Source organism: Leptospira sp. WS58.C1 (assembly GCF_040833995.1).
GTDB classification, from domain to species: domain Bacteria; phylum Spirochaetota; class Leptospiria; order Leptospirales; family Leptospiraceae; genus Leptospira_B; species Leptospira_B cinconiae.
Window position 1 is genome coordinate 68,636 of record NZ_CP162137.1, and the last position, 21,117, is coordinate 89,752.

A 21,117-nucleotide genomic window follows, 5' to 3' on the forward strand; every position below is an offset into this window, starting at 1 on the left:
GTTATACAAAATAGTGAATTCTAAACGAATATCTTTTTTGATTTGATCTGATCGGTTCCGGCTTTAATATAATCCATTTATAAGAGCTTGTCTCGATGAGCCAAACTTGAAACCCGGTCCAAAAGCCGGATTATTTAGAGCCTTTCCTTATTGCTTGCATGGAAATTTTTTCAATCTTACAAAACGATGTTCTGCTGAACTATTATTCTTTCGGAAGCTTGCTATCGATTTTAGCTTTCTTATTCACTTCCTTATTCTTCCTCTTCTTAAAAGAAAAATCCTCAAGCACAATGCATCTTGCATTAGGGGCTTTGTTTTTTTCCTTCTTCTGTTCCGGATATTTTTTCGCCGCATTCCTGTATAACCCGATCGCTGCCTATCATAGATGGTTGACTGTCGGATTTATTTTGCCTGCGCTTATACACCTGGGTCAATTCCTGGCACGTTATCCCCAAAACGCGAATCCTAAAATGAATCGAAATCTCACGATCGGGATGTACGTGGTTGCAGCTATCGGGATTTCTTATTTTTATTATATTACTCTTAGTTCTCCGAGGAAATATCACTTCACCGCTCATCACTGGGATTTTAATGCGGAAAAGGCTTCTTCTCTTATTGCAGTTTTGATCGGCTTATTCGTTTTGATCTCCTTTTTAATTCTTCCTATCTATAGGATGACCAAAACCAAAGGTAGGATCCGCTTTGCGATCGGTGGTTTTATGGCGGCCCTTTTGGCGGGAGGTGTGGTTCCCGCACTTACGAATATTCTCAGCCGAGACGGATGGATTGAGCGTTCCACATATTTAACGTCTATCGTACTTTTGATGACTTTAGGGATCTTTTTGATCCTGGTAATCTTCCTGAACTTTAGCGAAGAAAAAACCACCTTCATGGTAAAGATCGTAGGTATTACCTTCGTGACCTTGATGCTGATCATGCAAGCTTTGGTATTCATTTCCAACCGAGATAAGGAGTCTGAATATGATACAAAAAGTATCGTAAACATGGCAAGAGCCTTAGAAGGCGGAAAACAGATCCCGGAAATGCAATATATAGTCCAATGGGAAGGCGGATCCAAGAACGTGGATTATTCCCGCTACGATAATCAGTACGATTTGAGACTTCCCCAATTGGAGATAGACTTTAAGAATACAATCATCTACGAACATATAAAACTACTGGCGGAAGAAGGTTTTAGAAATTCCGTTAAAAAAAATCTAAAAGATACGCACGAATATTTCAGCGGGTATAAGGCTTCTATCCTAAAGTTTTTGGATGATAATCCTAATTTGGAAGGAAAAGAATTAAAAACAAAATTATTAGATCATTTGAATTCATTAAACACCGCAGTGTTCGTAACTTCTAACAAGTTGGATTATATCTTTCCCAAAGATTTCTGCGTGGACGGTAGAAATTATCTAAAAGGTATCAATACCAAAGGTGTCATTCCTTTCAAAGAACATCTTCTCCAAAAATGGAAGGAGAAGAACGGGACTTGTACCTTTGATGAAAAGGATCTGTTAATCGGTCATTTAAAGGCGGAAATCCTTTTGTATTTCCGTCCATTCCAACCTGCGTTGTATCGACATTACCGAAAAAGTTTGGATGAACATCAACACTTCGTAACATATATACATTATGATGTGAAGAAAGATGTGGTCAGTGAAGTAGGTTACTCATATCGCAAATATAGGGAATTTATGCATCCAACTGCGGCCAAACAAACCCTTATTTTGGGCTTAGTTTTGGTGGTTGTATTTTTCATATTCCCTCTCTTCTTCCGACAAAGTTTGATCACTCCGCTGAACAGACTTTTATCCGGGGTGGAAAAAGTTAACTTGGGTGCCTTGGATGTACAGGTTAGAGTAGACTTAAAAGACGAGATCGGTTTCCTATCCGAATCATTCAATAACATGGTGACTTCCATTCGAAAAGCTAGGGGAGAACTCCAAGACTATGCGGAACACTTAGCTACCAAGGTAAGAGAAAGAACCAGAGAACTTTCCGAAAAAATAGATGAATTACAGCGCCTAAAAGTACAACAGGACGGTGATTATTTCCTTACTTCCTTATTGGCAAAACCGCTTTTTTATAATGCGAATAAATCTTCAAAAGTAAGTACTAATTTTATTCTTCGTCAAAAGAAACAATTCGAGTTCAAAGGCAAACGTGCGGACTTGGGTGGAGATCTTTGCGTAACTGGAAATCTTCGTCTCGGAAAGGAGAACGATTATAAACGTTATACCTTCGCCATGAACGGAGATGCGATGGGTAAGTCCATGCAGGGAGCGGGAGGATCGCTTGTCATGGGAGTTGTGATCAACTCTATTCTCGCAAGATCCGCTGCGAATGATAGAGTGTTGGATACCACTCCTTCCGAATTTTTAACCGAAATATATAAAGAGATGCAGTCCGTTTTCAAATCTTTCAACGGATCAATGGTAATCTCTGGGACGTTTATCGTCATAGAGGATGAAACAGGCAAATTTTGGTATTTCAACGCCGAGCACCCATTCTCCGTTATGTATAGGGATGGCAGAGCCGGTTTCTTAGAAACAGGACTTACTCTTAGAAAGATAGGATTGGATTCTGAATACGAATTTAAGGTCCACTCCGGAAGACTAGAACCTGGTGACGTATTGATCATAGGTTCGGACGGTAAAGATGATTTGGACCTTACTCCCGAAAAAGAAGTCCGTACCATCAATGAAGATGAGATGCTCTTTTTACAAATGGTGGAAAAAGGCCAAGGTGACCTGGAAAGGATAGAGGAAGAGATCTTAAAAGTTGGAGAATTAACCGACGACCTTTCTCTTTTAAGAGTGGAATATTCCCCTGTAGCTTCTCCGGAAAATGACGGAAAAGAAGACGAGCTTTCGGATCCTTTCGATTGGAAGTTCATCTACAAAAAAGCAAAAGAAGATTATATGGGCGGCCGTTTGAGCGAAGCTCTCGGAGCGTTGGAAGGACTGTATAAATCGGATCCTCAGAATACTAAGGTGACTAAGCTACTTGGGCTTTTAAGCTTTAAAGGTAAAAATTACGGCAAAGCAGTAGAGGTCCTAAATAAATATTTGGGATCTGATCCCGACTTGGTAGAATACTGGTATTATCTCTCATTGGCGAATCGCAGGATCGGTAGAATGGACGAAGCCATCTTGGCTGCAAAAAGAATGGAGGAACTCCAACCGGACAATTCCATGAATCTGATCAATCTTTCCGACTTATACCGTCAGACGGAACAATTCGATTTGGCTTTGGAATATGCTCATTTGGCCCTCGAAAAGGATCCGGAAGACGAGAACGCTCAAAAATTAGTAAGACTTATCGAAAGAGATAGAAAAGCTTCTTAATAGAAGTTTAATATTTTCCGTTCTCAAAATCCTTATAAAGCATAGAGGTTTGGATCCCTTTATTGCCTTGGTATTTGCCTGATTTGTATTCAGTGATCTCTCCTTCGACAGTATGGTAGAAGATCTGGCAAATTTCCACATTCGGATAGATGATTAAAGGTTGGATGACGGAAATTTCGAGGGTCCAGAATCCTTTGAATCCAACATCCCCGAAACCCGCAGTCACATGGACATACATTCCTAATCTACCGATAGAAGAACGTCCTTCTAACATTGGGACCAGATTATGTGTTTCAGTGTATTCTAAAGTTCTGCCCAGATAGAGAACTCCGGGTTGCAAAAGTAGTCCGGTCTCCGGGATGATCAGGTTTTCGGAAGGATTGGACTTTTTCATATCCAGTGGACTTTCCGTATAACGAACCAACTCAGTATGAAGCCGTAGATTATAAGAGTTTGGATTTAAGTTATTGTCGGAGTAAGGATCTATGATGATATCCTTCTCTAATCTTTTTTTAATTTCCTTACCCGTTAGGATCATTTCGTATTCCAGCTTCCTTGTTTTGCCTATTTTCGGGTCGGCCTTGTGTCTCGCCTCCCTTTTTCGGAGTTCTATCTTCCTTTAAATTCCGGTTTTCTTTTTTCTCGGAAAGCCTTTAAGGCTTCCAGTCTATCTTCCGTTTTTAGGGTTTTATTATAATGTTTTCTCTCTATCTTTAGAGCAGCTTGGATATCTTTTCCTTCTCCTTCTCTGATCGCTTCTTTTGCAAGTCTTAAAGAGATGGGTGCCTTTTCGGAAAGTAGAGAGGCTAATTTTTTTCCGGCTATAAATGCCGAGTCATGCCAGACTGAATTCACAAGTTGAATATCCAACGCGGTTTGAGCATCTATTACGGATGCCGTTAAAATAAGTTCTAACGCTTTTGTTTTTCCAACTCTTCTTGGAAGTCTTTGGGTTCCGCCGGCACCGGGAATAATACCAAGCCCTGTTTCCGTAAGACCTAGTTTTGCTTCGGCGCTCATCAGAATAAAATCACAGCAGAGAGCCATTTCCAATCCGCCACCATATGCATCTCCGTCCAAAGCAGCTATGGTTGGGAATGGAAGATTTTCCAAGGCAAGGAAACATTTTCCGACTTGGTCTAAAAATTTATGTACTTCTTTCTCCGACATATCTGCTCTTTCTTTTAGATCGGCCCCCGCGCAAAATACGGAACCTTCTCCCTTGAGTACCAAAGCTCGGATTTTAGGGTCCTTGCTCGCTCTTTCTACATGGGACATAAGCTGATAGAGTAATTCTCTAGAGATCGCATTCCTTTTTTCGGGTCGATTTAAACTAATTATGCACGTATAATCTTCGATGGAATAAAGAACAGTCTCGCTCATATTTGCCTTCTAAAAAATCTTTCCCGGATAGGCCGGATCTTTCCGATAATTGGGTAGATTCTGCGGTTTTTTAAAAACGGCAAGCAAAAGCGCTGTATACGAACGGTTCTAGGTTAAAGAAAAAATGCGATTTCAGACTCAGATCTTAGCTTTTATGTTATCTCTATCCATTTTCGGACTCGGTTGTTCTACGGGTAAAGACTCGGACCTTGCTTCTCAATTAGGATTGGGAAATCCTGTGATAACCGAGATTGATCCTCCCAGCGGATCTCCTCCTATCGGGTCAAATCCAGGCACAACTGTTACGATTAAGGGCCGTTTATTTTCCGCGGATACGAATCTAACAACGGTTAAATTTAACGGTGTATCTGCAAGCGTCCTAAGTGCGACAAGCACAGAGATCATTACGGTGGTTCCGGCAGGAGCTTCCACCGGTACGTTATTTGTGACTAAAGACGGTCCTGTCTATTGTGATGAGAATAACGGAAGCGCGGCGACGAACTGTTACGGTACTAGGTTCTATATTGATTGTTATAAATCTTTCGACAATTTGTATGGGGATGAGGTCGGGGTGTCTTATCCGGACTCCAAAACTTTCGAAATTACAGGTCAGACAGGGACAAAGGCACTGCGGATCGATCTGAATCCGGAAGGTCCTACCAACGTTAAGATTGCCTGTGATACATATCTGATATATTCCAAGTTTTCCAAAACCTGTGGTCGGACGGACGTTGGGACTTTTTCGGATACGAATACTTGGGTTTATGAACCTACTTTGACATTCTCCAGTTATTATACCGTGCAGATGTTCGTTACCGCTGGAAAGGGTAACTGCACCGTATCTTTTCCCTAATTTTCAGGGCAAAAAAATACTTGGTTTATTATCCGATTTGGATTAGGATCTGAAGGGAGGGAATACTGAATGGCAACAATAACCTCTATCTATCTCGGACTGGCTGAAAAAGCTTCCTCCGATCCGCGCAAAATGCCTAAGGTGGAAGGAATTCCAAATAAACCTTACGAAAACAAGCAGGCGGAAATTTTTGATCAGAAGGCAATGAATCCTAGTTATGCGGGCGATATTTATAAAACTAAGGGAGCATTTGTAGACAAGATCTCCTAACTTTTTTTGGTCCGATTGTCTAAACACAATAAAAAAGCCCTCAAATTGAGGGCTTTTCTTTATTAAGGCCGAAAGTTTTAAGTCTTAATCTTCTTTGTAATTGATCTCTAATATATTACCGGACGGATCCAAGAAATGGAGAAACTCTCCTCCGTCTCTGGCTTCCGGACCTCTTACGATCTGAACTGATTTAGATTCGAGTTCTACGATCGCTTCGGTAAAATCATCCACATCCAATACGAAACTGAGGACAGGAGATTTAACTTCGGTTAAAGAACTTTTAACTCCGTTGGTATTGAGGAGTTTAATGTTCACAGAATCCAAGCCGATGATTGCGAATTCGTTTCCTTTTTCCTCGATCGTCTCGAAATCAAATAGTTCGGAATAGAATTTTACAGAGGCTTCTATATCCCCGGTAGGTATTACAATATAATCGATTCCTTCTACGATGATCATTGAGGTAGATCCTGTTTTCCTTTTTCGTCATTATGAGAAGAAAACCGGGCTTGTCTATCGGAAAACCGTAAGATACTCGTTTTTCAAGTCGAATTGGCTTTATGAGCCCAAATTCCGAATGCCCAGAAAGCCTTCCAGTTCCGAGTTGTTCTTTCCTCCCTTCCATAGGAACCCATCCAAGATATAATGAGTGAACTGGGGAAGAAAGAAGAGAGGCACTAGGATTCCCTCAAGGCCCTGTCCTAATTCCGCTTTTATTACGGAAGAGTTTCCGAATAAATACGGATGCTCCCTCCATACAAAACTATCCCAAAGCCATTCTTCCGAAAAGGCAAGGGCCAATAATACTAACGAAAAGCTAAGGATTGCCAAGGCTCCATTACGAAAACTATTATAAAATACGGAGGGAAGCTCTTTCTTTCTGAAATTGGAATATGCGAATACCAGGGCCATATAAGGAACCCCGTGGTTGATCACATTCGTAAGAGTAAACGCAAAATCGTCGTTTAGTAATACGATACCGACATACCAAACGGAGGCAGTATTTAATAGGAGTAAAAGTTTTCCCGAACTTATTCTTTTTCCTTTAATAGAAAGGTAGACTTGGATCGAAGAGTATCCTATCACCCAAACCCAAAATAGTATGTGAATGAAGTCTGAAAGTGAACGATTCGGATATTGATAAAAGTCGCCTTCCATAAACCATTCGAAATGCCTCCCTCCCGGAATTAGATGCCAGTACAAAACAGGTAAACCGGTCACTATATACAAAGTCATCTTATCTAAGAGAAACGGAATTTTGCTTTCGACTTCAAGTTCCGTTCTCGCATACAGACTCAAAAAACCGTATTGTTGTCTGATAAAATGAAACACCGCTAGATAAGCCATCGCTCCCCAGAAGAATAATTTTCCGAAAGAGTAAAGTACGAGCGCCGATATAAAACATAAAAATGGAACCAAGCTTAGAAGGACTTTTTTCCGATTCCAAACTTCTCTATCCCAATATGCTCTGAACAAAGTGGAATATACATGAGACACATCCACACCTGGGATAAGAAGTAGCCAAAGCCAAGGAGGCAAAGCATTTCCGCTTGTTCTAGAGGAACCAAAGGAAGAATTTTCCGGGAATCCGAAGTAGTGCGCGAGGAGCACAACCATTACGGAAATCAATCCGGGCGTGATAAACCAAGTAAGATCGAATCTTTTGGAGATGATCCAAGGACTAGGAGTTATTTTCTCTTTCATCAACTTCTCTTGGCAACGGTTTGGACTTTTTTAGAAGCTTCGAATCCTCTATACAATGCTTCTTCAAATATGGAAATCCCACTTAGGTCGCAATGAGCGAAATGAATTCCTGATTCGGATTTTGCCAATTTTTCTCTTTCTCCTCCCCAAAGAAAACCGGGAACAGGACGCACCATTGCATGTGCATGGGTCATGATATCGATTCGAGAAACTAAACTTTCAATATTGGGATGAGGCCTTTTTAGATCGGAAAGTATCTCTTCCTTCCAAGTGTCCCAGGTTTTAGGAAGAATGGATCTTCTTGCTGCAAGAGTATCTTTTTCTCCAAAGGCAAGATAATAAGTAAGAACTGATTGGGGTCGAAGCGCTCTTAGATCTTGGTGAGTAGATACCACGTAACCGAGAGATTTACTCTTATAAATTACGTTTTCCCAAGCGGGGGGATGTCCTTTTCCTTGGGGTAGTTCGTCTACAAATAGGTTCGCAACCAGCCAAGGAGAATATTCCAATCTTTGTAGAATTGAATCCTTCTCTCCTAAAATATATTTTCGAGTGAAAGAAGGTAGAGCATAGATCACTTGCTCCGCCTTGATGAGCAGATCTTTTTTTGTTTTTATATCGTAAGCATTGATCTCCCAGGTTGCCGAATTCTTACGAATTCTTTCTACAAGACTGGAAGTTCTGATCTTATCCTTAGAAGGATTTTGTAGGAGCTCTAATAGGAATCCGTTTCCTTCCGGCCAGGTCAGGACCGGAGGAGAATCTTCCTCTTCTCTTAATCTAGAACAGAAATAATGAAGTCCTGCCCAGGCAGAGATATTGTCGGAATTCCCACCGTAATCGTCTCGCGTGCAATAATCGGCATACCAAAGGATCTCGGGCGATTGGATACCTGATGTTTTTAGATAATCTGAAAAACTGATCCGATCTAATTTTAAAATTTCAGGGTCTCTGGAAGAACGATCTATCGGAATGCAGAACGCCTTTTGTCCGTCTCTTCCTTTCTTGTTTTGCCACGAGTTTATAATTTTACGAAATAATAATTCTTGCTCATCAGGTTCTCCTGTTCTTCTCGGAACTAAACCTGCTTGCCATCTTCCTTGGTAAAAGAGTCTTTCTTCCGGATCGAAACATAGATACTTTTCCGGATAGATCGGATTTCCATCGGAGTCTTTACCTTGGACCAGTCCGTTCTCTTCTAAAAATTTCCGGACTAATACCGACTCTGGTCCCGGTTGGGGAAGATAATGTGCACCCCAAGGATATTTTAAGGAATCGGTTTCCGAATATCTGGAGTTGCCTCCCACTTGATTCTCCAGGTCCAAGATCAAATAATCCGAGATCCCGAATTGGGATAGATAATATCCGGAAGAAAGTCCCGAGATACCTCCTCCGGCGATCAGAACCTTTGTTTGGATCGTACTAACGGGAGAAAAATCCGTTCTGACTTGTCTGATCCGATGCCCTGTTTCTCTGTCCGGTCCTAGGATATTTCCTTGGATATTTTTTTTTCTGAATCTAAAATAAGAACCAATCCCCAAAAGGGCTGCGCAGAATGCCAAAGTGGATAGGAATACTTTTCTGGAAAAACGATCTTCGGACATAAACAAACGGATTGCAGATTAGTTTTTAGGTAAGAAGAAGCAAGGAAAAAGAAATTTCCTATACATTTTCCAAAACTCTCCTTGGCTTTCCGATCGGTCCGAGGATTTTAGAGTTATGGCTGTTCTTTTGGATTTGGATAATACGGTTTTCGATTCCGTAGGGATCTATGAGTTTACGATCCGAGAAATGGAAAAAAAGGCAAAGACCCTGGGCTTCTCCTCTTCTAAAGAATTCAAAAAGACTTACGATACTGTCCGAGCAGAAGTTAAAAAAGAACTTCCGAACAATCCGGTCAATCGACTACGCATTCTTTATTTTAAGAAGATGTCGGAACTTCTATTCGGGAGATTGGATCCTTCTTTTGTCCTAAAACTGGACTCCGTTTATTTTGGATTTTTTCTGCAAGGGATCAAAGATTGGAAAAAGAAAAACTTTAAAGAGTTTAAAAGGATTTTGTCTCTGCTCAGAGCTTTACAAGAAGTCCAGGATATAGTCATAATCACGAACGAGTCTCTCAGGACCCAATTGCTGAAATTATCAGTCCTTTTTCCAAAAGAACTTAAATACAAATTAGTCACCTCCGAAGAAAGCGGAGCGGAAAAACCTTCTGCCTTGATCTTTAATAAGGCGTTATTGACTGCCGACCCTAAAAAGTCGTATATCATTGGAGACTCATTACAAGACGATATTGGTGGAGGACTTGCTTTCGGGTTAGAAGCTTTTTATCTGAAAAGTCCCATCTCTTCTTCCAAAACCAAATCAGTTCTGGAAAAGAAATCGTTAGAAGGAAAAGAATATTGGGAATCTCCCGATTTATCCTCCGCTTTAAATTATATCTTAAGTTTGGAAAAAGGGATCGTACTTTGATTACTTCTTTTTCAGCAGAGCAAATAAGGTCAGATTTAGGTTCACTTGTTTGAATGTCAGATACCAAAGCATTAAGGTTCCGTAATAGAAGGCTTTCTTTAAGAAGATCCCTAATTTCGCTTTCGGGCCGGAAACTCCGGACACGGAAGCGATCGGTTTTAGGATCGAAAACTCGACGGAAGAAAATCCGCATTGTTCCGCCAGAAGTCCTAAAGTTTTTTCCGTATAATCGTTAATATGATCTTTTGCTTCTAGGTAATGTCCGCCTTCTTGCATACCTTTTAAAGCAACTTTCAGTTTTGCTTTGAATAGCTGAACAGGGAAATTCGGAGTTTGAACGAACAAAAATCCGCCGGGTTTCAAAAGTCCGAATAAATATTGGATGAGACTATGCGGTTTAGGGATATGTTCGATTACGTCCCAAAGAGTGATGATATCAAAACTTTCTTTAGGAAGGCCACTGTCCTGAACGATACCTGGGAATACTTGTTTGAGACCGTTTTTTTCTCTCGCGAATTTGACCGCTTTTTCGGAGATCTCGTAACCCACAGCTTCCCAACCCGGTCTTGTAGTTCCGATCGTCTTTACGAAGAAACCGAGTCCACAACCAACATCCAAAATTTTCCCTTTAGGGGCCGAAAGAAATTTTCCTATGAAGTCTTTGTAGATTTCTCTATGAGCCACATCCCACCAGTCTAAATCATAGCCGGTTTCGTCGTCCCAGTATCCTTCGTAATGTTCGTCTTGCTCATAAGTGGAGAATGCGTGGCTGCAATTCAAACAACGCACGATTGGGATTCCGTTTTCGACGAATAAGGTTTTGTTTTTCTGACTTCCGCAAAGATAACAGGTCTGGTTCAAAAGGGAGTGTCCGTTGGATTGATAGTTTATAGTCCGTCCCAAAACTTAGGTTTTCGATAAGTGTTTGATCACGGGCTTAAAGAGCCAGGACCATAGGGACTGGATCTTATCCTTCGGTTTCAGCCTCTAAATTCCAGTAAAAAACGAAGTCGGTCCAGGCCTTTTTGGATTTTCCAAGGAAGGTCCCATTGGAAGCATGGAAACAACCTCTCAGGTTTAATTAGGAGATTCGTTTGGCTAAAGTACATTTTACCAAGATGGAAGGGATCGGAAACGATTACGTTTACGTGGATGCAACTAAAGACGATTTACGTCTGAGCCCCGAACAGATCCAAAAACTTTCCGACCGTAATTTCGGGATCGGAGGTGACGGTGTGATCTTTATCCGTGCATCCGATAAAGGCGATTTCCAAATGGATATGTACAATGCGGACGGTTCTTCTTCCGAGATGTGCGGGAACGGAATTCGTTGCGTTGGAAAATACGTGTACGATCACGGTCTTACGAACAAAAAACAACCTAAGATAGAAACGGGTGCCGGAATTTTAGAACTCGACCTGAAAGTAAACGGAAGCGGTAAAGTGGAACAAGTTTCCGTGGACATGGGAAAACCGATCTTGGTTCCTTCTTTAATCCCTGTTAAATGGGAAAATGAAAATCCGATCTTAGAACAACCGCTTTCTTTCTTGAGCGGATTGCCGGGTTATTCTTCTTACAATTTGAAATTCAGCGCCGTAAGTATGGGAAATCCACATTGTATTATTTATGTAGAAGATCCGGATCAATTTCCGGTCCGAGAGATCGGTCCATTGATCGAAAATCATACGGAACTATTTCCTCGTAGGGTAAATGTCGAATTCGTATCCTTAAGAGGAAAAGACCATCTTTACCAAAGAACTTGGGAAAGAGGTGCCGGAGAAACATTGGCTTGCGGAACGGGTGCTTGTGCAGTGATGACAGCCTCTCATCTAAACGGTAAGACTGGCAAAGATGTCCGTATCGATCTAAGAGGTGGAACCTTACGAGTGCAATGGTTGGAATCAGGTCATGTGTTAATGACTGGTCCGGCTACGGAAGTATTCAGCGGAGTCGTGGAAGTTTAAGCTTCCGCGTACTGACCTTCTTGTAAGGCGATCATTCTGTTTCTGACCGTATCGGAGAGTTGTTTCATATTCTCCTCTAAGGTGCCGGAAAGAAAATCCCTATGGTCTACTTTCTCTCCGTAGATCACTTTTACCTTTTTATAGATCGCACGCTTTTTGATATCGCAGACTTCTTTTGGCATTCCCATAAAGCTGCGAACGATAGGCGGTATTGGAATATCAGAATAAGATTCCTCTACAGGGATAATGACAGAAGGAAGAATATCCACTTTATTGCGAATGGAAAATGCCGCGAATCCTGAATGAAAGTCTACCATTCCGGATTTAAAATCGTTTTTGACCATATAGTCATGGCCTTCCGGGAAAATTCCTAAGGTCTCTCCCTTTTTAAAAACCTGTTGGATCATCTTAATGGAACCGATGGAAATATTTCCGTCAATGGACATCGGGATCCCACCCGCGATCTTTGCTAGGTCTCTGAATATAGGAATTCTGAAAGTGTATTCTGCAGCGATCCAGGAAATGAATCTAGGAAAAGTATAAGAAAGAATAAAAGGATCCATATCGGATCTATGATTGCAGGTAAGAATTACTTTACCGTTAGTTACAATATTCTCGGTTCCGTACGCGCTGATATTCACGGCTAGACCAATAAAGGGAGCCACGAAATTTTTGATCCGAAGATATGTTTTTGCTTCTTTCTCCACGGTCAACCTTCCTAAGCGACTATTCTCCTAAGAAAACGCTCCACCATTTTTTATCCTGCCCCGCAGGCTTATTAGAGTTCGGATCTCCATCGGAGGATTTTACCTCTTGTCTGGGTCTTCCGAAATCTTTTTGTTTTCGTTTCGGTTGAACATTCGAGAGATTTTTTTTGATCTCCTCGTATTCTTTCGAAGCGTTGGCATTAGAGCGAATATAATTACGTATATCGTCCCATTGAGGATCGTCTTCATTGCCGTAAGCGGCATAGTTGAACAGATCGATTTGATCGAATTCAGGCATACTTTTCCTTTCCGTTAAGGGGAAGTTCAGAATAGGATCTGATCGGAATCGCCTATAAGCAAAATCCTTTCAAACCATTCGCATGTTTGCCTGGGAAAATACTATGGCAACAGTTTTCGTAAATTTCAAACCGGATTTTCCGATTTCATTTTTAAAAAATCTAGCGAATGTCACTGAATTTAGGACTTCGATTTTCCGAAGGTATAATTTATGGAGAGAGAAAATCTCCCCCCTTTAAACAGACATAATCATAAAGAATCGGAAGAACAAAAAGAAACCGGTACGGCGAAAAATTTAGGTAGGATCATTCCTTTTCCTTCCCCGCCGGGAAGAAATTTGAAAAAGATCCGGGAATTGTACGAGGATATTTTCGATCCGAGATCTTGATCTATATTCGCTGTAGGTTTAGGAGCGACACGGTTAAATTTTTCCGGATTTTAGAAAAGAGATCTGAGAAAATCCAGATATTGAGTTTTTTCATCGCTGTTCTCCGTTGGGGCGAATGCGGCAAACTCTTTGTCAGTGCCGGGATCGTACGGTCCGGATTTCCCTTCGAAACAAATACAGGTTTCCGAAAGGCAGACCAGTGTATGGTACACTCCAGGTAGAATATCTATCCCGTAAATTGGGCCATCCGAACTCAGGATATGTTTCTCCCTGATACTTCCGTCCTCTTCGAATAGAATGAAGCCTAGTTTTCCCTTTAGAACTAGAAAGGTCTCAGGTTTGGGGGGATTTTTGTGACGATGAACTTGGACGTACGTGTCCTTTGTTAGTACGTTCAGAAATCTCTGATACGGTTCTATTAATTCGTGAAAGTTATGGTTCGTTCTTCCCCTAGCGGAAGAGGAAGCAAGTGGAAGGAGTTTATCGAATAACTCCTGATCGATGAGTAATTTATCCGGCCGAGACAAGTTGTAGATGCTGTTCGCAATACGCGATTAAGTAATCTTTGCAGGCTGTGCAAGTATCCGCAGCTCCGCAAGCTTTTACCACTTCGCGATAATCTTGTCCTTGTTGTTTTGCAGTCTCTACGATTTTTTCAAACGTGATTTGAGCACAATGGCACTTTTCCATTCTGGTTCCCGATCTCTTTCTATATAACTATCGTTTTTGAGACTCAGTATTAAAGTCAAGTTTTCTGAGCAAAAATTCAGAATATTTTCAAGATTATATGGGACATAATGGTAGAGTTTATGGGAAAGAGGAAGTTGGTGCGCCCAGAAGGATTCAAACCTCCGACCTTCTGATCCGTAGTCAGACGCTCTATTCAGCTGAGCTATGGGCGCGGGTGATTAAAAGAATTTCTTTTCCAAAAGTTCTAAATGCTCTTGGGGAAGTTTCGGGACCAGTTTTTTTCCCTTGGTGTAATTGTATAGCAGTAAACCGGATAAACCAAGATAGATAATGACTCCTGCTAAGTGTGCAAGATTGGCTAACCAAGGTCCTACAACCGGGATAAAGGAGAAAAGCCAAGACAATACTAAGAATGCGATAAAATACAGAACACCAACAAAGGAAAGTTTTGCATGTCTATAGACTTCCGCTTGGTTGGAGTAGAAAGAAAATCCGATCAACCAGTTGCCGAATAGAGGAAGTGTCACCAAGTAGATGCGAAATCTCTCAGTGTTTATAAAACTCTTGGCTTGGTTCCAGTAAGGAGAGAGAAGATCTAGGACTTTAGCCTTGAGTTCTTCTAATTTTGCTGAGTATTTTTCGAACTTCATTTTCTATTTCCGGAAATAATGGTAATACGAACAGTTTGCCTTGATACGCTTGCAAGGCTCCCAAAATTCCATAACCAAATAAAGCCAGCCATGCGACATAGCTTATAAAATCGGTTACAACTGGATTTGCATGTATCCATTTTAAGATGGTGCTTAGGATTGGGAACTCTCTTAAGAACCAAACAACCAAATACAGAAAAACGAATCCTAGGTTCAACTTGATCGCTTGGAGCGCGTGAAACTTGCAGATCTCCTGTTTTCTTCTAAAAAACCAAGGAATGACCCATCCTAAAAAAGGAATATAGGAAATAGCAGCGAATAGATTGGGATATTCTTCCCCTTCTAATAATCGCTTGGTTTCTTCCAGGAATTCCCGGGTGTTGAATCTCTGGTCGGACATCTTCTTATTTCCCGGGGTCAGGTGAGAGTATGGAACTTTCGGAGACGCAGGGATTCGAACCCTGGGTACAGGTTACCCCATACGACAGTTTAGCAAACTGCTCCTTTCGACCGCTCAGGCACATCTCCAGTGTAGTTCCGTCTTCGGAGAAGGTAGGATTCGAACCCACGGTGGGAGTTACCCACGACGGTTTTCAAGACCGCTGCCTTAAACCACTCGGCCACTTCTCCGGTTAAGGATTACTTTACTGACAAGATGGGGGACCCTGTCAAGGTGATTTACCTATGAGTACGGAAAAGAACCATAGAGAAATTTCCGGATTAGTCGTGGAGAAATGGGCGAATCTTGGAACTTGTATTTCTCATGCAGAGAATAAAACCGTATTCGTAAAAGCTGCGGTTCCGGGAGAAACAGTTCGGATCAGAACTGATAAAGAAAATTCTAAACTGATTTGGGGAACTGTAGTATCCACGGAAAATGTTTCTCCGTTTCGGATTGCCTCAGATTGTTCTGCGTTTCCTGAATGTGGAGGTTGTTCTTATCGCCATATTCCGTATGAGGAAGAACTTCGGATCAAAAAAGCGCTTTTGCAGAATTCTTTTTTATATGTTTCCAGGTTGGAGCCTTCCCAAATCCCGGAAATTGAAATTTTAAGCGGACCTTCTAACGGATATAGGAATACGGCTCAAATCAAAATCGGACTCAAAAAAGGAAAACCGAACGCCGGATTTTATAAAGAGAATTCCAATTCCTTGGTTTTATTTCCCAAAGAAGGTTGTAAACATCTTCCTTCCGAGATGAACGAGTACATCCGAAAGAATTTAGAAAGTAAAAAAACGTTTTCTAAGAAGGGAGATTGGAGACTCCGTTATTCCTTCGGAAAAATTTTGGAATATGATAAGCAGGAAGTGAAAATAGGTCCGTATCTCCCCGAGAAATTAGAATGGTCCATCCCGGCAGATGGTTTTACCCAAGTGAATCGTTTTCTTTTGGAAGAATGGATGCTCAAGATCCGGTCTTGGATCCCAAAAGACTGCGGACCTGTATTAGAATTTTATTCAGGAGCAGGACTTATCAGCTTGGCGATCGGTCATTTAGTGACTCGTCTTTCCGGTTACGAGTTGTCCAACTCTTCGGTAAAAGCGGCCGCGAGTAATGCGAAGAATATAGGGTATTCTCACCTTGAGTTCCATACATTGGATCTGAATTCTTCTTTGCCAAAAAAATTAGGTTCTTTCGGAGCAGAACTGTGTATTCTAAATCCTCCGAGGGCAGGCGCTTCTTCTTCCTTATTAGATTTTCTGGATGAACATAAACCTTCTCGCGTTATCTATTCCAGCTGTAATCCGGGCACTTTAGCAAGAGATCTTGGGATCTTAAAAAACTCAGGATATAAGCCTAAGGAAATAATTCTTACGGATTTCTTTCCCAGGACTAAACATTTCGAAGTCCTGGTTCTTTTGGATCTCTGATTTTTTACTTTTAGAATTCCGATCCGAAATCGGAAAATGGTCATTGGAGCCTGGACTCCGAGGAAAATTAAATGCCGATCATAGATGAATACGAACTTCCTTCCAGAAAGTCAGACCCTGGATCCAAGTTCGGCGAGGTCCTGCAAGGGATTTGGTTAGAAGACGAGATCTGTTTTGCGATCGCAGGCGGTGGATGTAAGGCATTCTACGGTTTAGGGTTTGGGCATGAGTTGAAAAATTGGGGATTAAAACTCAGGCAAGTGTCCGGTGTTTCCGCAGGTGCTGCAATGGTACTTTCATTACTCTGCGAAACGGAAGAAGAATCCGTTTCCTTTTTTGAAAGGATCGTTCGTAAGAACCCTCGCAATTTTTATTTTACTCGTTTATTCAGCGGAGAGAAGGCATTTCCTCATGAGGATATGTATCGTAGGACGATCCGATTCGGAATGGATTTCGAAAAGATCATTCGTTCCGGGGCAAAAGTTTTTATTCATACGATCAAGGCATTTCCGAAAGACGATTCCAATAGGAATACATTTAGGCTCGCTAGATTGATCGCAGAAACCGGAAAAGCGTTCTTAGAGGATGAAAGAGATCGTAACAAAGGACTTTATACCGAAAGGACGTTTCGTGTATTAAGAAATTGGAATATGAAAGAAGTTCTTTTTACCGAGGCGGATTTTAGGGACCCGAGTGTGATCGAACAGATTATCTTAAATTCTTCCTCTATTCCTCCTATCGTTTCTTTTCAGAATCATGGAAAGGAATATTATCTGGACGGAGGGCTCACGAATAACTTACTTCTGGAAGCGTTTCCTCCCAATGCAAAAATTATAGGGATACATTACGAGCAAACAACGATTGTGGGAAAGGACCCTCGCCTTTTGGATCGGTGTTTTTTAGTGACCCCATCTAAACCTTTACCTATTACTTCTTTTGATTATACGAATGCAAAAGGTGTTAGGGAAACTTATGAGTTGGGGAAATCGGACGCATTAAAAAATAAGGATAAGATCCTGGAATATCTCAAAAAAGACTGGGTGAAAAAAGCGGAAAAGTTGCGTAAGAATTAAATTCATTCGGGATCTGAACTTAAATTCGGACGGTAGCAGGGAGAAGCATAGGGATCGTAAAAATAAAGATATTCGATCTTTTTTTGCGAATTTTTCGAATTATAAAAGTCGGTTGAAAGAAGGAAACTGATCAAAAGTTTATCTTCGTAGAATTCCAATAGGTCTAAACGGACTTCACCTAAATACGCATTATAAAAAAATGATGTAGGAATATCGTACAAATTTCGAACAACAATATTCTCGTAAAAATCCTCAGTGTATCGTTCGATCAATCCTTGCAAGTCCACGAAACTTTCCGTCTTTTCCAAAAGTATTGTTTTGATATGATCGGTAATTTTTCTTTTCCAATTGTTTTGGATGAAACGAAAGAACAGGAACGCGGTCGCGGAAAGTAATCCAATCAAAAAACCGGATCTTGAGTATCTGTTTTTTAGTATATGATTGATGACTTTCAAGATCGGGATCCGGAATCGAATAATCTGTCTGCTGTTCTAAGGGAAAGAGCTGCGATTGTTAAACTTGGATTTGCAGGAGGGGAAGTAGGAAAAGAAGAAGAGCCCAAAACGCATAGATTGCGGATTTTATGATGGACGAGATCTCGATCGACTACGCTATTCCCGTTTGAATTTCCCATAGGAACGGTCCCTTGAATATGGGACTCGGTCGAATTGATGGAATCAGCCAAGGTAAATGAAGATGCCGAAACTGCCTTTGCGATTTCTGACGCATATTTTTCCGTGTTTTTTAAGGCAGCTTGCGTTCTCGGATGATGGCCTTTATAAACCACGATAGGTAATTTTCCATTCGAATCCAATTCTATCCTGTTTTGGGATTGTCTGAGATCTTCAAAGATAAATTTTACATTCGCCCGATTGAATCCATTTTTCCACTTATTGCCGCCAAGAATAGGTGCAGTATGATTTTCCACGAGACAGGCAGAGGTTTTTTTTCGTTCCGGAGTATCATAAAACATATAACCTAATCCCGAAATTACGGTACTTCCGTCGAAGCCTGTTATTTGATCCAATTCCATCGAACAATTTATCGAAACCTGTTCATTGATCCCTTTTCCCAATTCCGGAGAATTGTCCCCGGATCTAATTAGTAGAAATGGATTGAAGATAGCGTTTGCTCCTAGTACGAATAAATCGGCGGAAATCTCATATTCTTTTTCTTGATAGGTGATCAGAACGGATTTCGCAATACCGTTTTCGATCCGTAAATATTCAGCTTTAGCCTCGGTTTTCAATATGACACGTGGATCCTCGTAAGCTCCCGATAAACTGTTTGTCACTGTGAATTTAGAATCTATAGGACAAACGTGGCAGACACCCGAATTACAACATTTAGGTCTTTGCTCAATGGAAATGGAAGGTCTTGCACAAGGTGTTGCAATGTAAAGAGAGCCGAATTTTTTCTGCAAAAGTTTATCGAATCCGGAAAGTTTATGCGGTGGTAAAGGATAGGAAGAAGTTTTAGGAAAAGGAGTTTTGGAAGGACCCGAGACTTGGAAAATATTCTCAGCAATGGAATAATAGTTTTCTAATTCCTCATAGGTTAGAGGCCAATCTATTCCGTATCCGTAAATCGATTTTGTACGGAAATCGTTTGGTAAAAAACGTAATGTGTTTCCATACCAACAATTGCTGCTTCCCCCGAAAGAAGGAGAATATGTCCATTTTTTATTAGTATCGTCGGTTTGTAAGAATGTTTTTGACGGATCGAGTTTTGTTGCAACTACTCCGTTATGTTTTCGGAATCGTCTTGCTTTCCTTTCCGAATGGGATTCTTCGTATCCTTTTTCCAGGACTAATATCTTTTTTCCGATGATCTCTTTTTTTTGGAGAATTCTAGTCAGAAAAAAAGAGGAAGATATGCCGCTTCCTATAATTAAAATATCGTAATGTTCCTTCTTCATCCTGCCTTTTTCTCACAAACGAGGATCCAATCGTATCCCCATATCTTTTCTCCTTCGAGAATCTCCTTCGTTTCTTCCGCGAAAGGGGTTTCTTGAGAGCAATTGTAAATTTCGGTAAATTCAGATTGAAGTAATGCCTCTGCGAAAACCGGGAGACTGACTACAAAATCTGGAACCGTATCCAAGACCAATTTAGGAGGGATGGCTCCGATCGTTCCATCGGAACGCTCTTCCGGGATTTTTAAAGGATGGTAGGAAACGGATACGGACGAGCCTAAACCTACCGCATCTATTATTTCTCCTTCAAAGGAATGTCCCAAGGCGCCGATTTCAGGAGCAAGCAAGGTTCCGTTGGGCTTCTTTTGGTTTAAATATTTTCCGATCTCCAAGTAACGTACTATTCTGGAATTGTATGTCAGTTTTCGGTATTCGGAAAGTCCGAAAAGGCCGGCATATATGTCCTTCGAGATCTTTGGCAACGGCTGATATAAGACACCTAAGATGGAAAGTGAAAACAAGGCATAAACAAACCCTTTATTATCGACCTCCTTTATTTTGTGAAAAGCCCAAATTACCGAGAAAGAAAACGGTGCCAAGAAAAGAGGAGTATACCATCTGAATACGAATACACGACCCAGTATATAGATCAAAGGTAAAGCCAGCCCGAAGGCCCAAGCAGAAAGAACGAATCTTGGAGCGGTTTTAAAACCTATCCTGTATAAAATGAAACCGACTAAAAAGAATAAGGCTAGGTAAGCGACTGCTACCGAATAATCTCCAAAAATTGCCAAAACAGGATGGTCGTAAGAGATGGAATAAACGGAAAGTTTGACCATTCCAGCTCTGGGAAGAATCGTTCCGAAATGAAAATACATCCATAGGCTCAAAGCCGAAATAGGAAGGCCCGCGATCAATATCTCCTTTAGATCGGGTATTTTTGGAGAAGGGAATAGGAAAAAGAATATTAGAAAAACGGCAAGTTCGTATCTGAAAAATACGCTTAAGCAGAGTATTAAAAGAGAAAATTTACTTTTTCTTTCTTGGAGATAAATTCCAAACATTAAACAAGACAATGCGGCGGCGGATTCCATTCCCATAAGTACCGTATCATAAATCCAAACGAAAGTCAGCAAAAGACCGGCATATCTTAGAGAGGCATTTATATTCTGTCGTTTTAAAAGTATCCCGAAAATATATATGGTACTGAAAAGCCCAATACAACCTAAAAGAAAAGCGGCATACGTTATGGGAATTCCGGTTTTAGAAAGAAGGCTAAGACAGATCGTCCAGTTCGGGGAAGATGTTGAATTTACTGGATCGTTTAAATTGTAATACGGGAGTCCGGTTTTTGCGAAATTTTCGGCCACTCTATAATGAATATATGCGTCATCAACGATCGTAAAAGGAAAAAGACGAAAAAATATCCAAACAACAAAGGCTACGGAGAAAAAGGAGAAGAGTAAAAGACCGAAGTCTATTTTTACTTTCGGATATTCGATATTTTTGAAACGTAAAACCCTACTCAT

General features: G+C 41.0%; 22 protein-coding genes and 3 tRNA genes. 8 read left to right on the forward strand and 17 right to left on the reverse strand.

Going from position 1 to position 21,117, the window contains the following annotated elements; translation table 11 throughout:
- Positions 1 to 158: 158 nt before the first annotated feature.
- A complete protein-coding gene (locus tag AB3N61_RS00315; protein ID WP_367898203.1) occupies positions 159 to 3,353 on the forward strand; it encodes a SpoIIE family protein phosphatase in 3,195 nt (1,064 codons plus the stop codon).
- Positions 3,354 to 3,360: 7 nt separating this feature from the next.
- On the opposite strand, the gene dcd is transcribed toward AB3N61_RS00315, so the two are convergent.
- The gene (dcd, locus tag AB3N61_RS00320; RefSeq protein WP_367898204.1) at positions 3,361 to 3,891 is read right to left on the reverse strand and encodes a dCTP deaminase; all 531 of its coding nucleotides are present in this window, start codon (positions 3,889 to 3,891) and stop codon (positions 3,361 to 3,363) included.
- Positions 3,892 to 3,962: 71 nt separating this feature from the next.
- Positions 3,963 to 4,736 (reverse strand): enoyl-CoA hydratase/isomerase family protein, encoded by a 774-nt coding sequence (locus AB3N61_RS00325; RefSeq protein ID WP_020769651.1) that lies wholly within the window; start codon positions 4,734 to 4,736, stop codon positions 3,963 to 3,965.
- A gap of 124 nt (positions 4,737 to 4,860) precedes the next feature.
- Between AB3N61_RS00325 and AB3N61_RS00330 the strand changes: the two genes are divergently transcribed.
- Together AB3N61_RS00330 and AB3N61_RS00335 are read left to right on the forward strand one after the other, a co-directional pair.
- Positions 4,861 to 5,589: an LIC10067 family putative lipoprotein gene (locus AB3N61_RS00330; RefSeq protein ID WP_020769874.1), complete on the forward strand. Its 729-nt coding sequence runs from the start codon at positions 4,861 to 4,863 to the stop codon at positions 5,587 to 5,589.
- A gap of 69 nt (positions 5,590 to 5,658) precedes the next feature.
- Positions 5,659 to 5,859: a hypothetical protein gene (locus AB3N61_RS00335; protein ID WP_020769524.1), complete on the forward strand. Its 201-nt coding sequence runs from the start codon at positions 5,659 to 5,661 to the stop codon at positions 5,857 to 5,859.
- A gap of 84 nt (positions 5,860 to 5,943) precedes the next feature.
- On the opposite strand, the gene AB3N61_RS00340 is transcribed toward AB3N61_RS00335, so the two are convergent.
- The 3 genes from AB3N61_RS00340 to AB3N61_RS00350 all read right to left on the reverse strand — a co-directional run bounded on the left by AB3N61_RS00340 (position 5,944) and on the right by AB3N61_RS00350 (position 9,170).
- Entirely contained in the window at positions 5,944 to 6,315 is a 372-nt protein-coding gene (locus tag AB3N61_RS00340; RefSeq protein WP_008589759.1) for a VOC family protein, read from the reverse strand.
- 99 nt (positions 6,316 to 6,414) lie between these two features.
- A complete protein-coding gene (locus tag AB3N61_RS00345; RefSeq protein ID WP_367898205.1) occupies positions 6,415 to 7,560 on the reverse strand; it encodes a hypothetical protein in 1,146 nt (381 codons plus the stop codon).
- On the reverse strand, positions 7,560 to 9,170 hold the full coding sequence (locus AB3N61_RS00350; protein WP_412758380.1) for an NAD(P)-binding protein: 1,611 nt from the start codon (positions 9,168 to 9,170) through the stop codon (positions 7,560 to 7,562). Before AB3N61_RS00350 ends, AB3N61_RS00345 begins: the two co-directional genes overlap by 1 nt.
- 109 nt (positions 9,171 to 9,279) lie before the next feature.
- Between AB3N61_RS00350 and AB3N61_RS00355 the strand changes: the two genes are divergently transcribed.
- Positions 9,280 to 10,032 carry an HAD family hydrolase gene (locus tag AB3N61_RS00355; RefSeq protein WP_367898207.1) on the forward strand — a complete coding sequence of 251 codons (753 nt, stop codon included), beginning with the start codon at positions 9,280 to 9,282 and terminating at the stop codon, positions 10,030 to 10,032.
- Here the strand turns inward: AB3N61_RS00355 and AB3N61_RS00360 are convergent, their stop codons facing one another.
- On the reverse strand, positions 10,033 to 10,893 hold the full coding sequence (locus AB3N61_RS00360) for a class I SAM-dependent methyltransferase (protein ID WP_257587931.1): 861 nt from the start codon (positions 10,891 to 10,893) through the stop codon (positions 10,033 to 10,035). It lies immediately after the preceding gene.
- Positions 10,894 to 11,126: 233 nt separating this feature from the next.
- Between AB3N61_RS00360 and dapF the strand changes: the two genes are divergently transcribed.
- Entirely contained in the window at positions 11,127 to 11,996 is an 870-nt protein-coding gene (gene dapF / locus AB3N61_RS00365; RefSeq protein WP_020769498.1) for a diaminopimelate epimerase, read from the forward strand.
- Here dapF and AB3N61_RS00370 read toward each other — a convergent pair.
- Both AB3N61_RS00370 and AB3N61_RS00375 read right to left on the reverse strand, forming a co-directional pair.
- A complete protein-coding gene (locus AB3N61_RS00370; protein WP_020769826.1) occupies positions 11,993 to 12,703 on the reverse strand; it encodes a lysophospholipid acyltransferase family protein in 711 nt (236 codons plus the stop codon). The two genes, dapF and AB3N61_RS00370, sit on opposite strands and share 4 nt — an antisense overlap.
- Before the next feature lie 19 nt (positions 12,704 to 12,722).
- Positions 12,723 to 13,001: a hypothetical protein gene (locus AB3N61_RS00375; RefSeq protein ID WP_020769868.1), complete on the reverse strand. Its 279-nt coding sequence runs from the start codon at positions 12,999 to 13,001 to the stop codon at positions 12,723 to 12,725.
- Positions 13,002 to 13,211: 210 nt separating this feature from the next.
- On the opposite strand from AB3N61_RS00375, the gene AB3N61_RS00380 reads away from it, so the two are divergent.
- Positions 13,212 to 13,388, forward strand: coding sequence for a hypothetical protein (locus AB3N61_RS00380; protein ID WP_020769546.1), 177 nt, complete (start codon positions 13,212 to 13,214; stop codon positions 13,386 to 13,388).
- A 50-nt stretch (positions 13,389 to 13,438) separates the two neighbouring features.
- On the opposite strand, the gene AB3N61_RS00385 is transcribed toward AB3N61_RS00380, so the two are convergent.
- The 6 genes from AB3N61_RS00385 to AB3N61_RS00410 form a co-directional block, all read right to left on the reverse strand.
- Positions 13,439 to 13,915, reverse strand: coding sequence for a WbuC family cupin fold metalloprotein (locus AB3N61_RS00385; protein WP_367898208.1), 477 nt, complete (start codon positions 13,913 to 13,915; stop codon positions 13,439 to 13,441).
- Between the two features lie 298 nt (positions 13,916 to 14,213).
- A tRNA-Arg gene (locus AB3N61_RS00390) sits at positions 14,214 to 14,290 on the reverse strand.
- 6 nt (positions 14,291 to 14,296) lie between these two features.
- Positions 14,297 to 14,728: a hypothetical protein gene (locus AB3N61_RS00395; RefSeq protein ID WP_020769480.1), complete on the reverse strand. Its 432-nt coding sequence runs from the start codon at positions 14,726 to 14,728 to the stop codon at positions 14,297 to 14,299.
- On the reverse strand, positions 14,682 to 15,128 hold the full coding sequence (locus AB3N61_RS00400; protein WP_020769897.1) for a Tic20-like protein: 447 nt from the start codon (positions 15,126 to 15,128) through the stop codon (positions 14,682 to 14,684). Before AB3N61_RS00400 ends, AB3N61_RS00395 begins: the two co-directional genes overlap by 47 nt.
- A 39-nt stretch (positions 15,129 to 15,167) precedes the next feature.
- Positions 15,168 to 15,256: transfer RNA gene (locus tag AB3N61_RS00405), tRNA-Ser, on the reverse strand.
- 16 nt (positions 15,257 to 15,272) lie between these two features.
- Positions 15,273 to 15,358, reverse strand: a tRNA-Ser gene (locus tag AB3N61_RS00410).
- Positions 15,359 to 15,412: 54 nt separating this feature from the next.
- Between AB3N61_RS00410 and AB3N61_RS00415 the strand changes: the two genes are divergently transcribed.
- Both AB3N61_RS00415 and AB3N61_RS00420 read left to right on the forward strand, forming a co-directional pair.
- Positions 15,413 to 16,600 (forward strand): class I SAM-dependent RNA methyltransferase, encoded by a 1,188-nt coding sequence (locus tag AB3N61_RS00415; protein ID WP_367898209.1) that lies wholly within the window; start codon positions 15,413 to 15,415, stop codon positions 16,598 to 16,600.
- A 71-nt stretch (positions 16,601 to 16,671) separates the two neighbouring features.
- Entirely contained in the window at positions 16,672 to 17,673 is a 1,002-nt protein-coding gene (locus AB3N61_RS00420; protein WP_020769542.1) for a patatin-like phospholipase family protein, read from the forward strand.
- Positions 17,674 to 17,675: 2 nt separating this feature from the next.
- Here the strand turns inward: AB3N61_RS00420 and AB3N61_RS00425 are convergent, their stop codons facing one another.
- From AB3N61_RS00425 to AB3N61_RS00435, 3 genes are read right to left on the reverse strand one after another with little or no spacing between them, the layout of a single operon-like run.
- Positions 17,676 to 18,128, reverse strand: a complete 453-nt coding sequence (locus AB3N61_RS00425; protein WP_020769858.1) for a hypothetical protein — start codon at positions 18,126 to 18,128, stop codon at positions 17,676 to 17,678.
- Positions 18,125 to 19,591, reverse strand: a complete 1,467-nt coding sequence (locus AB3N61_RS00430; RefSeq protein WP_367898210.1) for a GMC oxidoreductase — start codon at positions 19,589 to 19,591, stop codon at positions 18,125 to 18,127. Before AB3N61_RS00430 ends, AB3N61_RS00425 begins: the two co-directional genes overlap by 4 nt.
- Positions 19,588 to 21,117 (reverse strand): hypothetical protein, encoded by a 1,530-nt coding sequence (locus AB3N61_RS00435; RefSeq protein ID WP_367898211.1) that lies wholly within the window; start codon positions 21,115 to 21,117, stop codon positions 19,588 to 19,590. Before AB3N61_RS00435 ends, AB3N61_RS00430 begins: the two co-directional genes overlap by 4 nt.